The sequence below is a fragment of the Pseudonocardia kongjuensis genome (assembly GCF_039526905.1).
Taxonomy (GTDB): Bacteria; Actinomycetota; Actinomycetes; order Mycobacteriales; family Pseudonocardiaceae; genus Pseudonocardia; species Pseudonocardia kongjuensis.
The window spans coordinates 73,374-85,761 of the sequence record NZ_BAAAJK010000052.1 but is presented as its reverse complement, the minus strand read 5'-3'; the positions used below and the strand labels follow the sequence as shown (position 1 = coordinate 85,761).

The following is a 12,388-nucleotide window of genomic DNA, read 5'->3' as shown; positions in this document are numbered from 1 at the left end:
CAGCGGGTGGGTCGGCAGTGGGTGCGCCGGACCCGGCTGCCGGTGCCCCGGCCCCGGCAGCGGGGGCGCCCGGTGCGACGGCCCCGGATGCACCGACCGCCCCCGCGGATCCCGGCGTCGCCGACCCGGACGGTGACGTCGCCGGCACCCCGGCCGGCGTCCCCGGTGCGGTCACCCCGCCGACCGGGTCGTCGGCCGCGCCGGTGACCGGCCCGGAGCCCGTCGAGCGGCCGTCCGCCCCGGCCGCGGTCGGGCGGCCGGATCTGCGGACCCGGCGCGCCGCGGTCGCGCTCGTCGACGGCCTCGCACTGCCCCCGGGCGGCCTGGGCAGGCTCGGCGAGCTCGGTGTCTGGCTCGCGGCCTGCCAGGGCGAGTGCCCGCCGCGGCCGCCGGTGAACGCCCGTGTGCTGCTGCTCGCCGCGGACCACGGCGTCGCCGCCGACGGGGTGTCCGCCTACCCGCCGGAGGTCTCCGCAGCCCGCGCCGAGGCCGCCGCCGCCGGACGGCTGCCGGTCACCGTCGCCGCCCGGGCCGCCGGGGCGGCGGTGCGCACCGTGGACGTCGGGCTCACCCGGGACGCCGACGGCGTCGAGTCCGGGCACCGGGTGGCCCGCGGCACCGGCCGGATCGACCGCGAGGACGCACTCACCGACGACGACGCCGCCGCGGCCTGGCGGACCGGCCGGCAGCTCGCCGACGAGGAGATCGACGCCGGGGCGGACGTCCTGGTCCCGGCGACCCTGGCGGTGGGTGCGACCACCCCGGCCGCGACGCTGGTCGCCGCGCTCACCGGCGCCGAACCGGTCGCCGTGGTCGGCCGCGCCTCCGGGATCGACGACCGGGCCTGGATGCGCAAGGCCGTCGCCATCCGGGACGGGCTGCGCCGTGCCCGCCCGCACCTGCGCGATCCGCTCGCGCTGCTGCGCACCGTCGGCGGCACCGACCTGATCGTGCTCGCCGGCTTCCTGGCCCGCGCCGCGGAGCGCAAGGTCCCGACCGTGCTCGACGGGGTCGCCGTCGGTGCCGCCGCGCTGATGGCCGAGGAGCTCGCACCCGGCGCGAAGCAGTGGTGGCTGGCGGCGCAGCCGTCCACCGAGCCGGCCGCCGGGCTGGTCCTGGAGCACCTCGCGCTGACCCCGGTGCTGGATCTCGCGGTGCGCACCGAGGACGGCACCGCGGGCGTCGCGGTGCTGCCGCTGCTGACCACCGCGGCCCGCCTGCTCGGCGAGACGGGCACCGCCGAGGACACCGGCGTCGTCCCCGGGGACGCGACGGCCGCGGCGGGCGCCACCCGGTGACCGACGCCAGGCCGGGGCCGCTGGCCGGGCTCCGGCTGGCCGTCAGCTGGCTGACCGTGCTCCCGGCCCGGGTCGGCACCGGCCCGGACGGCGCCCTCCCCCAGGGGGTCCCGGCGGCCGCGCTGAGATGGGCACCGGTGGTCGGGATCGGCCTCGGCCTGGCCGGTGGGGCGCTGCTGCTCGGGCTCACCGCGCTCGGGACGTCCCCGCTGGTGGCGGGCCTGCTCGTGGTCGGGGCGGGTGCGCTCGCGACCCGCGGGATGCACCTGGACGGGCTGGCCGACACCGCCGACGGCCTGGGCAGCTACGGGCCCCCCGAGCGGGCGCTGCGGATCATGGCCGAGGGCGGTGCGGGACCGTTCGCCGTCGTCACGCTGGTCGTGGTGCTGGGGGCGCAGGCCGCGGCGCTGGCCCAGCTCGCCTCGGCCCCGCCCGCGGCGGTGCTGGTGACCTGCGCGCTGGCTGCCGGGGTCGGCCGGGCCGGATTCTGCTGGGTGGCCAGGAGCGGGACACCGGCGGCCAGGGAGGGTGGGCTGGGAGCCCTTGTGGCGGGTTCCCAGCGGGTGTGGGTCGCCCCGCTGTGGTGGACGGTGCTGGCCGCGGCGGGAGCCGCCGCCCTGGTCCCGGCCGTCGACCGGGCGGGCATGCCCCGGCGCTACGCCGACTACCTCCCAGAGGGCCCCACGGCGTTCCCCGGGGTCCTGGCCGGGCCCGGGATCGTGCTGGTCACCGTGGGTGCGGTGCTGGCCGCCGCGCTGCTCGTGGCCGGCCTGGCCCGGCACACCCGCCGCCGGTTCGGCGGGATGAGCGGGGACGTGCTGGGCGCCGCCGAGCAGCTGGCCGCCACCACCGTCCTGGTCGTGCTGGCCGCCGCGCTCTGATCACCGGTCGTGGAGCGCAGCGCCCACCCGGCGGGCTTTGCGCTCCACGACCGGTGATCACTCGCGTGAACCGCTCCCCCGGTTCCGGCCCGGTGGTGGGCGGGTGGATGTGAGCCTGCCCGGGTGCGGGTGCGTGAGCTGCTGCTTCTGCAGGCCGGGATCATCTCCCGGGAGCAGGCGCTGGGCTGCGGGCTGTCGGCCTCGTCGATCCGCCGCCGGGTCGCACGCGGCGAGTGGCGCGACGTCCATCCCGGGGTCCTCCTGGATGCCGGGCACCCGCTGGGCGACCGGGCGCGGATCGTGGCCGCGGCGCTCTGGGGCGGGCCGGACGCGGTGCTCGACGGGCCGTCCGCCGCGTTCTGGTCGGGTCTGCTGCCCCGGGCCCCGGTCCTGGTCGGCGTCACCGTGCCCCCCAGGGTCAGGAGACGGGTCCCACCAGGCATCCGGCTGCGCCGGCGCGATCTCCACAGGGCGGACCGGATCGTCCGCGGCGGTGTCGCCCTCACCTCGGTGCCGCTGACCGTCCTGGAGACCTGCGCGGTCCTGCCCGACGGTGCGGCGTTCCTCGACCGGGCGCTGCAACGCCGCCGGGTGGGACCCGCGGACCTGCATCAGGCCTACTGCCGGAACGCCGGCGCGCACGGGATGGCGACGGCGCACCGGCTGCTGGTCGCCGCGCTGGACCGGGCGGATTCCCGCCTGGAACGCTCCCTGCTGCGGCTGCTCAGGGCCGGGGGCATCGGCGGCTTCGTACGCGGCCTCCCCGTGGGCGACGGCCGGGAGATCGACATCGCGTTCCCCGTGGAGCGGGTCGCGATCGAGCTGGACGGCTGGGCCTGGCATGTGGATCCGGCGCGGTTCGCGGCGGACCGGGCGAAGGGGAACGCGCTGGTCGGGGCCGGCTGGATCCTGCTGCGGTTCACCTGGCGCGACGTGACCCGCCACCCGGACCGCACGATCGCCGCCATCCGCCGGGCGCTGCGCCGGTGATCACCCGTTGTGGAGCGTGGCGCCCACCTGGCGGGCGCCGCGCTCCACAACCGGTGATCAGGCCGGTTCAGACCGCGGCCGGTGCGGGCACCAGGGTGTGCATCCAGCCGTGCGGGTCCGGCGCGGCGCCCCGCTGGATCGCGGTGAGCGCCTCGCGCAGCTGCAGGGTGACCGGGCCGGGCTCCCCGTCGCCGACGGTCACCTCGCCACCGGAGTGCTTCACGGTGCCGATCGGGGTGATCACCGCGGCGGTGCCGCAGCCGAACACCTCGGTGAGCAGGCCGCTCGCGACCCCGCCCAGCCACTCCTGGCCCGCGATCCGCCGCTCCACCACCGACATCCCCAGGTCCCGGGCCACGGTGATCAGCGAGTCCCGGGTGATGCCGGGCAGCACCGCGCCACGCAGGTCCGGGGTGGCGATCTCGACGCCGCCGTCGGGCGTGGTGAAGACGAAGAACAGGTTGTTCGAGCCCATCTCGTCGATCCAGGTGCGCTCCTCGGCGTCGAGGTAGGCGACCTGGGCGCAGCCGTGCCGGGCGCCGACCGCCTGGGGCAGCAGCGACGCCGCGTAGTTCCCGCCGCACTTGGCGGTGCCGGTGCCGCCCAGGGCGGCCCGGGTGTACTCGGTCTCCAGCCAGACGTCCATCGGCTTGACCCCGCCGGCGAAGTACGGCCCGGCCGGCGAGGCCAGCACCGCGTAGAGGTACTCCGACGACGGCCGGACGCCCAGCCCCACCTCGGTGGCGATCATGAACGGGCGCAGGTAGAGCGAGTCCTCGCCGCCGGCGGCGGGCACCCACTCCGAGTCCACCGACAGCAGCTCGGCCAGCGAGGCGAGGAACAGCTCCTCGGGCAGCTCGGCCATCGCCAGCCGCCTCGCGGACCCGGCGAACCGGCGGGCGTTCTGCTCCGGCCGGAACAGGGCGATCGAGCCGTCCGGCTGCCGGTAGGCCTTCAGCCCCTCGAAGATCTCCTGGCCGTAGTGCAGCACCATCGACGACGGATCGAGGGTCAGCGGCCCGTACGGCACGACCTGCGGATCGTGCCAGCCGGTGCCCTCGGTGTAGCGGATGGTGACCATGTGGTCGGTCATGTGCCGGCCGAAACCGGGATCGGCCAGTACCTGGGCGCGCCGCTGCGGGGACGCCGGGGCGGGGTTGCGGGTGACGGTGAACTGCGGCGCGCTCATGGGTGAACGGTATCTCCGCCGCCCGCATCGCAAGTAGTCGGATTCCCGACGGTCGGGACGCGATCCTCCCCTGCGGGACGGACGCCGGTCACGCCGGCGTCATCGCACGTGGGACGGCACCAGGGGCGGCTTCACGACCTCGACCGGCAGCGCCCGGCCGCGGACGTCGACCACCAGCGCGTCGCCGGGCGCCACCGTCGGATCGGTGTCGATCAGCGCCAGCGCGATCCCGGCCTTCAGGGTGGGCGAGAAGGTGCCGGAGGTGACGGTGCCGACCGGGTTGCCGCCCTCGGCGTCCAGCACGGTCATGCCGGCCCGCGGCACGCCGCGCCCGGTCGCCCGCAGCGCGCGCAGCCGGCGTGCCGGGCCGGCCGCCCGCTCGGCGACCAGCGCATCCCGCCCCCAGAACGACGGCTTGTCCCAGCCGACCGCCCACGCGCTGCCCGCCTGCACCGGGCTGATCTCCTCGGACAGCTCGTGGCCGTGCAGCGGGTAGCCCATCTCAGTGCGCAGGGTGTCCCGGGCGGCGAGCCCGCACGGGCCGCCGCCGACCGCGCGGACCGCGTCGAGCAGGGCGTCCCACAGGGCGGGCGCCGCCGCGGCGTCGAGGACCAGCTCGTAGCCGTGCTCGCCGGTGTAGCCGGTCCGGCAGACCCGCACCGCGCCGCCCTCGATGTCGGTGAACGACATGTAGTCCAGGTCGGCGACCGCCGACCCGGCCTCGCCCAGCGCGGCCGCGAGCGCCTCCGCGGAGCGCGGCCCCTGCAGGGCGAGCACGGCGAGCTCGCGGTGCCGGTCGGTGACGGTGACCCCGTCCGGGGCGCCGTCCTGCAGCATCGTGACGATCCGGGTGGAGTTCGCGGCGTTCGGGACGAGCAGCAGGTCGTCGTCCGCCGCCAGGTAGATGATCATGTCGTCGATCACGCCGCCGGTCTCGTTGCAGGCCAGCGTGTACTGCGCCCGGCCCGGGCCGATCCGGCCGAGGTCGTTGCTCAGGCAGGTGTTCACGTGCGCGGCGGCGCCCGGCCCGGCGATCGGGACCGTCCCGAGGTGGCTGACGTCGAACAGGCCCGCCGTCTCGCGCACCGACGTGTGCTCGGCGACGGTGCCGCCCGGGTAGGAGATCGGCATCGACCAGCCGCCGAACTCGCCGAGGGTGGCGTCGAGGGCGACGTGCCGGTCGTGCAGCGGGCTGGGCAGAAGATCGTCGGTCACGCCAGGGGACCCTAGTCCCTCAGGCGGCGCGTTCCTCGGGATCGGCCGGGCCGGCGGCCTCCTGGCGGCCCCGGACGGCGGCCGAGCGCGCGGACAGCGCGCACAGCACCCAGCCGGCCGCCAGCGCGCCGGCCGTCGCCAGCAGCGGCCACAGCGGCAGCGCCGCGACCAGCACCAGGCAGCCGGTGCCGCCGGCGCCCGCCACGAACGCCGCCGCGGCCGGGCGGCCCGGGATCCGCAGCACCGCGGCGTGCAGCAGGGTGTGGTGCACCAGGGCCGCGCCGACCGCGATCGCCATCGCGGTGATCGGCCCCACCGCCAGGGTGACCAGCAGGGTCAGCCCGCCGAGCAGCAGATCGGCGGGCCACGGCGTGCCGCGCGAGCCGCCGCGGCCGAGGAAGCCGGGCAGCTCGCCGTCCAGGGCCAGCCGGGACGCCCCGCCGGCGGCCCGGGACAGCGCCCCGAGCAGCGCGGCCGCGGTGGCCGCGGCCGCCGCGATCCGGACCAGCACGCCGAGCGCCGGGCTGCCGCCGGTGTCCATCAGCGAGGCGAGCGGGGTCGGCGACATCGCCAGCCGTTCCACGCCCAGCCCGTGCAGCAGCGCCATCGAGAGCGTCAGCAGCAACCCGGTGGTGACCAGCACGGCGACCGCCGGTGCGCGGCGGATCGCCCGCATCGGGTCGCGCAGGCTGCCGCCGAGCTCGGCCACCCGGGACAGGCCGGTGTAGACGAAGAACGCGAACGCGGCGGCGGTCAGCACGCCCAGCGGCCCCGGCTCGACCGCGGCCTGCAGCGTCCCGGCGACCGGATCGTCCGGGGTCCCCGCGCCGTCCGCGACGGCGGCGCCGGCCAGCTCCGCGGCGGGCATCGCCGACGACGGCCCGGCGCCCTCCGGCGCGTCGGTCGTCAGGCCCACCCCGGCGACCAGCGCGAGCACCAGCAGGGTGCCCACGACCAGTCCGCCGGACGCCGCCGGGGACACCCGGACCCCGGCCGCGTTCACCGCGATGACGGCGAGCACCGCGACCACCGCGACCGGCAGCGGCTGGGTGGGCAGCACGTAGGCGCCGAACACGCCGGCGGCCGCCGCGGCGGCCGCGGCCCGCGACACCAGCCGGGCCACCGCGCCGAGCCGCACCGCGGGTGCGGGCAGGTCGTCCCGGACCAGCTCCGGCCCGGCCGGCCGGGCCGTCGCCAGGTGCGCGGTGGAGGCGACGACGCCGAGCGCGACCAGCCCGGCGAGCAGCACGCCCAGCGGGAACCACGGTCCCGACACCGCGGCGGCCGGGGCCAGCGCCGCGTACAGACCGGTACCGAACATCGCCGCGAGGGCGACGACGACCGCGGTCGCGGTCGGCATCCGGTACGGGGGTCGGGGCACCCGATCACCTTCCCATTCGACCCTGTGCCGCGCGGCGCCGCGGGGGTGTCATTACCATCTCGGTCCGGTCTCGCCGCGCCGCTCCCCACCCGCCCGGCGCACGGGACACGTGTGCTGGTCACCGTGTGTGCACGAGCGGAACGCGAGGCCACCCGTCCGATACCGATCCGACCGTCCCACGACCGAGGAGTTCCCCGTGCCGACCGCCGAACCGACCATCCCGGACACCGCCGCGACGACCGCGTCGCCGTCCACCGTCGAGGCCGGGGCGCTGGTGATCGGCCTGCACCCGGGGGCGCCCGCCGACGACGGGGCGGGCACCGCGGTCGCGCCGGTGCTCGCCGCCGGCGCCGCCGACGTCGACGCCGCGTTCGGCGGCGAGCTCGCCGAGCTGCTCCGCGTCGTCGGCGCGACCGGGAAGGTCGAGCAGGTCGTCTCGCTGCCGGCCCGCGGGGCGGTCGCCGCGCCGCGGCTGGTGGCGGTCGTGAGCGCCGCGGACGGCGACGACGCGGCGGCGGCCGACCGGGTCCGCCGGGCCGCCGGTGCGGCGTCCCGGGCGCTGGCCGGGACGCCCGCCGCGGTGAGCACGCTCGGCGCCGCCGGGGACGGCGCCGCCGAGGCGGCGGTGGCCGGTGCGCTGCTCGGCGGCTACCGGTTCGACGCGCACCGCTCCAGCACCGACGCCGGATCGGCACCGGTGGCGTCCTGGACGTTCACCGGGGTCACCGAGGCGCAGGTCCGCCGGGCCGGCCTGGTCGCCGAGGCCGTCGCCACCGCCCGCGACCTGGTGAACACCGCCCCGAACGTGCTGGTCCCGGAGACGTTCGCGCAGCGCGCGGTGGCCCTGGGCGAGCGGGCCGGCCTGGTCACCGAGGTGCTCGACGACGAGCGGCTGCGGGAGAACGGCTACGGCGGGATCACCGGGGTCGGCAAGGGCTCGGCCAACAAGCCGCGGCTGGTCCGGCTGACCTGGAACGGCGGCGCCGCGCCGGCCCGGAAGGTCGCGCTGGTCGGCAAGGGCATCACCTTCGACACCGGTGGCATCTCGCTCAAGCCGAACGCCGGGATGGCGGACATGACCTCGGACATGGGCGGCGCCGCGGCGGTCGTCGCCACCGTGGTGCTCGCGGCGAAGCTGGAGCTGCCGGTCGCGGTGACGGCGACCGTGCCGATGGCCGAGAACATGCCGTCCTCGACGGCGTACAAGCCGGGTGACGTGCTCACCATGTACGGCGGGAAGACCGTCGAGGTGCTCAACACCGACGCCGAGGGCCGGCTGATCCTGGCCGACGCGCTCGTCCGGGCCGGCGAGGACGACCCCGACTACCTGGTGGAGACCTCGACGCTGACCGGCGCCCAGCAGGTCGCGCTCGGGCTGCGCACCGCCGGGATCATGGGGTCCGACGACCTGCGGGACCGGGTCGCCGGGCACGCCGTCGACGTCGGCGAGGACGGCTGGGCGATGCCGCTGCCCGAGTACCTGCGCTCCGACCTCGACTCCCGGGTCGCCGACATCGCGAACGTGAGCGGGCAGCGGTTCGCCGGGATGCTGCTGGCCGGGCTGTTCCTGAAGGAGTTCGTGCCGGCCGGGCTGCCGTGGGCGCACATCGACGTGGCCGGTCCGGCGTACAACACCGGCGGCCCGCGCGGCTACACCACCAAGGGCGGCACCGGGGTGCCGGTGCGGACGCTGATCGCCTTCCTGGAGGACGTCGCCGCGAACGGCTGAGACCCCGGGTGCCGCCGCGGTCGCGGCGGCGCCCGGTCACGCCGCGCGCCTCACCCGGCGTCCTCGACGAGATCGGTGACCGGCAGCGCGAACCCGGGCAGCAGCGGGCTGGTCAGGTCGCCGCCCGCGACCTCCAGCGCGGTGCCGAACCCTGCTGCACCTGCCCCGGCCGTACCTGACCCAGCGGTACCGGACCCGGCGGCCCGCCGGAAGACGAGCACGGTCCACGCCGGCGGGTCGACCAGCCACAGCTCCGCGGTGCCCGCGGCCTCGTAGCGGCGCAGCTTCGGGCCGACGTCGAGCGCCCAGGTGCCGGGTGACCGGACCTCGACGGCGAGCTCCGGCGGCCCGGCGTGCCGGGTGCCGCGCGGTGGCTCGGCGGCCCACCACACGTCCGGCTTGTAGACGTTGCGCCCGGCGAGCACCCAGTTCCCGCCGAAACCGGCCCGGCCGTGCCCGGGCTCGGTGCGGGTCCAGGCCGCGAGTGCCTGGAGCAGTCGCGAGACCACCTCCTGGTGCAGGAACGCCGGATCGTTCAGGTGGACCACCCCGTCGACGAGCTCCGAGCCGACCGGGAAATCGCCCGTGAGGAACTCCTCGACCTCGACCGGGCGGACCGGGGTGGTGGGGGCGGGCATGGTCGTCATGGTGACACCGCCCCAGGGGGGGTCCGACAGTTCCCGACGACCGAGAACACCTGGTACGAGCAGATTGCCCGGGTGGAACGCCTGCGGCTGCGCGACGTCGGCTGGTCCCGTCCGGTGCCCGGCCGGCTGCTCGCCGGGCCTCGCCGCGCTGCTCCTGCCCGGCGCGGGCCGGCGCCGGGCGCTGCGCGGAGCACACCGGGTTACCGACCGGTAGGGCATACTCCCGGCCCATGCGACGACGCCGGCACGAGATCCCCGCGCACGCTCCCCGCTCCGCCGTGGTCACCGGCGCCGCCCGCGGGATCGGCGAGGCGATCGCCGCCGAGCTGGTCGGCCGGGGCTACCGGGTGCTCGTCACCGATCTCGACGCGGACGCCGCCCGGGCCACCGCGGAGCGGATCGGCGCCGCGGACGGCGCCGCACACGACGTCACCGACCCGGCCGACGCGCGCACCGTCGCCGACCGCGCCCGCGGGCTCGCCCCGCTGGGCGCCTGGGTGTCGAACGCGGGCGTCGGGTTCGACGGCACGCTCACCGAGCTGTCCGAGGCACACGCCCGCGCCCTGGTCGAGGTGAACCTGCTCGGCCCGGTCTGGGGTGCCCGGGCCGCGGTCGCCGCGTTCCGGGAGCAGGCCGCCGCCGGCCTCGCGCACGGCGGCGAGATCGGCGTCACCGTCTCGCTCTCCGCGCTCGGCCCGGTCCCCGGCCTGTCCGTGTACGCGGCGTCCAAGGCCGGTGCACTGTCCGTGGTCTCCGGACTCGCCTCCGAGGTCCGCCGGGAGGGGATCCGGGTGCACGCGGTCTGCCCGGACGGCGTCAACACCGAGCTGCTGCGCGGGATGAAGCCCGGCGGGCAGGCCCAGGCACTGGTCCGGTCCGGGACGCTGGTCACCACCGAGCAGGTCGCGCAGGGCCTGGTCGGGATGTTCGGCACCGGCCGGGTGTACCGCACGCTGCCGGCCTGGCGCGGCGCGGTGCTGCGGCTGACCGCACTGGTCCCCGGGCCCGCCCTGCGGCTGGAGCCCGCGATGCGCGCGATCGGCGCCCGCAGGGCCCGCTCGCTGCAGGACTAGCGCTACCGGTCCCGGTCCTTCTCCCGTAGCTGCCGCAGCATCTCCTCCTGCTTGGCCTTCTTCCGCAGCGCCCGCTCCCGCGCGTCGTGGTCGCGCATCCGCTTCGGGTAGCCGACCAGCTGCACGTCGTAGATCGGGATCTGCATCGAGCGGGCCAGCTTCTTGGCCCGGTTCGGGTTCCCGACCCGCCGCCGGGTCCATTCGCCGTCGTGTGCGACGAACACCACCGTCGTCTCGGTCACGGTCGTCCGAGGCTCGACGAACGCCTCCACCCCGATCCGCGCGTTCGTCCATTCCCGCAGGTAGGACTCCGCGCTCGGAGCCTTGGCCTGGCCGGAGGACCGGCGGGAACGGAACCTGTCCAGCAGGCCCATGGGCGTCACCCTCTCGTCGGCTCGCACGACATTCCGTACCGCCGGCGGGCGAAACGGACACACGTGATCGGTCAGTACAACGCGCGAGGACCATGATCTGCTCCCGACACCCGCACTGGCGCACCGTGCGGGTAGTGACAAGATGGGCGCCGCACTGCGGCGTCACGGCGGTGGAGGCCCCCGCCGCACGTGACCGGGAGGGAGCTGATCGGTGTCCGAGACGGGCTCAGCGAGCGCGGCCGACCTGGTGATCCTGGGCGGCGGCTCCGGCGGGTACGCCTGCGCGCTGCGCGCCGCCGAGCTGGGGCTCTCGGTCGTCCTCGTCGAGAAGGACAAGATCGGCGGCACCTGCCTGCACCGCGGCTGCATCCCGACCAAGGCGCTGCTGCACGCCGCCGAGGTCGCCGACAACGCCCGCGACGGCGCGAAGCTCGGCGTCCGGTCCACCTTCGACGGTGTCGACATGGCCGGCGTCAACTCCTACAAGGACGGCGTCGTCGGCCGGCTCCACAAGGGTCTCCAGGGGCTCGTCGCCGCCCGCGGGATCACCGTGGTCGACGGCGCCGGCACCCTCGAGGGGCCCGGCGTCGTGCGGGTCGGCGACCGGCTCCTGCACGGCAGGCACGTGGTCCTCGCGACCGGCTCCTACGCCCGCTCGCTGCCCGGCCTGGAGCTGGACGACCGGATCGTCACCTCCGACGCCGCGCTCACCCTGGACCGGGTCCCGGAACGGGTCGTGGTGCTCGGCGGCGGCGTGATCGGCGTCGAGTTCGCCAGCGTGTGGCGCTCGTTCGGGGCCGAGGTCACGATCGTCGAGGCACTCCCCCGGCTGGTCCCCGCCGAGGACGAGTTCTGCTCCACCCAGCTCGGCCGCGCCTTCCGCCGCCGGAAGATCACCGCCCGGACCGGCGTGCGGCTGAGCAAGGCCACCCGCTCCGGCGACGTCGTCACCGTCGCGCTGGAGAACGGCGAGGAGATCGACGCCGATCTGCTGCTCGTCGCGGTCGGCCGCGGCCCCAACACCACCGGTCACGGGTTCGCCGAGGCCGGGATCGCGATGTCGGACGGCTTCGTCACCGTCGACGAGCGGCTCCGGACGAACCTGGACGGCGTGTACGCCGTCGGCGACGTCACCCCCGGGCTGCAGCTGGCCCATCGCGGCTTCGCGCACGGGATCTTCGTCGCCGAGGACGTCGCGGGGCTCGCACCCACCCCGCTGTCCGACGACGGCGTCCCGCGGGTGACCTACTGCGACCCGGAGATCGCCTCGGTCGGGCTGACCGAGGACGCCGCCCGCGAGCGGCACGGCGAGGTGCACACCCTCACCTACGACCTGGCGGGCAACGGGCGGTCGCAGATCCTGCAGACCTCCGGGGCGATCAAGCTCGTCCAGGCGGGCCCGGCCGGCGCCGACGGCCCCGTGGTCGGTGTGCACATGGTCGGCTCACGGGTCGGCGAGCTCGTCGGGGAGGCGCAACTCATCTACAACTGGGAGGCTCTCCCCGCCGACGTCGCCGCACTGATCCACGCCCACCCCACGCAGAGCGAGGCACTCGGAGAGGCCCACCTCGCCCTGGCCGGGAAACCGCTGCACACCCACGGCTGATCCCG

11 protein-coding genes are annotated in these 12,388 nt (G+C 76.6%); 6 read left to right on the top strand and 5 right to left on the bottom strand.

Going from position 1 to position 12,388, the window contains the following annotated elements:
• The first annotated feature begins 17 nt into the window (after positions 1-17).
• The 3 genes from ABD160_RS29660 (at position 18) to ABD160_RS29650 (ending at position 3,169) form a co-directional block, all read left to right on the top strand.
• Positions 18-1,298 carry a nicotinate-nucleotide--dimethylbenzimidazole phosphoribosyltransferase gene (locus ABD160_RS29660; RefSeq protein ID WP_344028808.1) on the top strand — a complete coding sequence of 427 codons (1,281 nt, stop codon included), beginning with the start codon at positions 18-20 and terminating at the stop codon, positions 1,296-1,298.
• Entirely contained in the window at positions 1,295-2,179 is an 885-nt protein-coding gene (locus ABD160_RS29655; RefSeq protein WP_344028801.1) for an adenosylcobinamide-GDP ribazoletransferase, read from the top strand. Before ABD160_RS29660 ends, ABD160_RS29655 begins: the two co-directional genes overlap by 4 nt.
• 123 nt (positions 2,180-2,302) lie before the next feature.
• The gene (locus ABD160_RS29650; protein ID WP_344028798.1) at positions 2,303-3,169 is read left to right on the top strand and encodes a DUF559 domain-containing protein; all 867 of its coding nucleotides are present in this window, start codon (positions 2,303-2,305) and stop codon (positions 3,167-3,169) included.
• A 67-nt stretch (positions 3,170-3,236) separates the two neighbouring features.
• Here the strand turns inward: ABD160_RS29650 and ABD160_RS29645 are convergent, their stop codons facing one another.
• From ABD160_RS29645 to ABD160_RS29635, 3 genes are all read right to left on the bottom strand, one after another.
• Positions 3,237-4,358, bottom strand: coding sequence for a branched-chain amino acid aminotransferase (locus tag ABD160_RS29645; protein WP_344028796.1), 1,122 nt, complete (start codon positions 4,356-4,358; stop codon positions 3,237-3,239).
• 99 nt (positions 4,359-4,457) lie between these two features.
• Positions 4,458-5,573, bottom strand: a complete 1,116-nt coding sequence (gcvT, locus tag ABD160_RS29640; protein WP_344028794.1) for a glycine cleavage system aminomethyltransferase GcvT — start codon at positions 5,571-5,573, stop codon at positions 4,458-4,460.
• 19 nt (positions 5,574-5,592) lie between these two features.
• A complete protein-coding gene (locus ABD160_RS29635; RefSeq protein WP_344028792.1) occupies positions 5,593-6,954 on the bottom strand; it encodes an APC family permease in 1,362 nt (453 codons plus the stop codon).
• 196 nt (positions 6,955-7,150) lie between these two features.
• Here ABD160_RS29635 and ABD160_RS29630 point away from each other — a divergent pair, with 196 nt between their 5' ends.
• Positions 7,151-8,683, top strand: coding sequence for a leucyl aminopeptidase (locus ABD160_RS29630; RefSeq protein ID WP_344028790.1), 1,533 nt, complete (start codon positions 7,151-7,153; stop codon positions 8,681-8,683).
• Between the two features lie 50 nt (positions 8,684-8,733).
• Here the strand turns inward: ABD160_RS29630 and ABD160_RS29625 are convergent, their stop codons facing one another.
• Positions 8,734-9,321, bottom strand: coding sequence for a Uma2 family endonuclease (locus tag ABD160_RS29625; protein WP_344028787.1), 588 nt, complete (start codon positions 9,319-9,321; stop codon positions 8,734-8,736).
• A 239-nt stretch (positions 9,322-9,560) separates the two neighbouring features.
• On the opposite strand from ABD160_RS29625, the gene ABD160_RS29620 reads away from it, so the two are divergent.
• Positions 9,561-10,403: an SDR family NAD(P)-dependent oxidoreductase gene (locus tag ABD160_RS29620; RefSeq protein WP_344028784.1), complete on the top strand. Its 843-nt coding sequence runs from the start codon at positions 9,561-9,563 to the stop codon at positions 10,401-10,403.
• A 2-nt stretch (positions 10,404-10,405) separates the two neighbouring features.
• On the opposite strand, the gene ABD160_RS29615 is transcribed toward ABD160_RS29620, so the two are convergent.
• Positions 10,406-10,777 carry an oxidoreductase gene (locus ABD160_RS29615; protein ID WP_344028781.1) on the bottom strand — a complete coding sequence of 124 codons (372 nt, stop codon included), beginning with the start codon at positions 10,775-10,777 and terminating at the stop codon, positions 10,406-10,408.
• 211 nt (positions 10,778-10,988) lie between these two features.
• Between ABD160_RS29615 and lpdA the strand changes: the two genes are divergently transcribed.
• Positions 10,989-12,383: a dihydrolipoyl dehydrogenase gene (gene lpdA / locus ABD160_RS29610; protein ID WP_344028778.1), complete on the top strand. Its 1,395-nt coding sequence runs from the start codon at positions 10,989-10,991 to the stop codon at positions 12,381-12,383.
• Positions 12,384-12,388 lie beyond the last annotated feature (5 nt).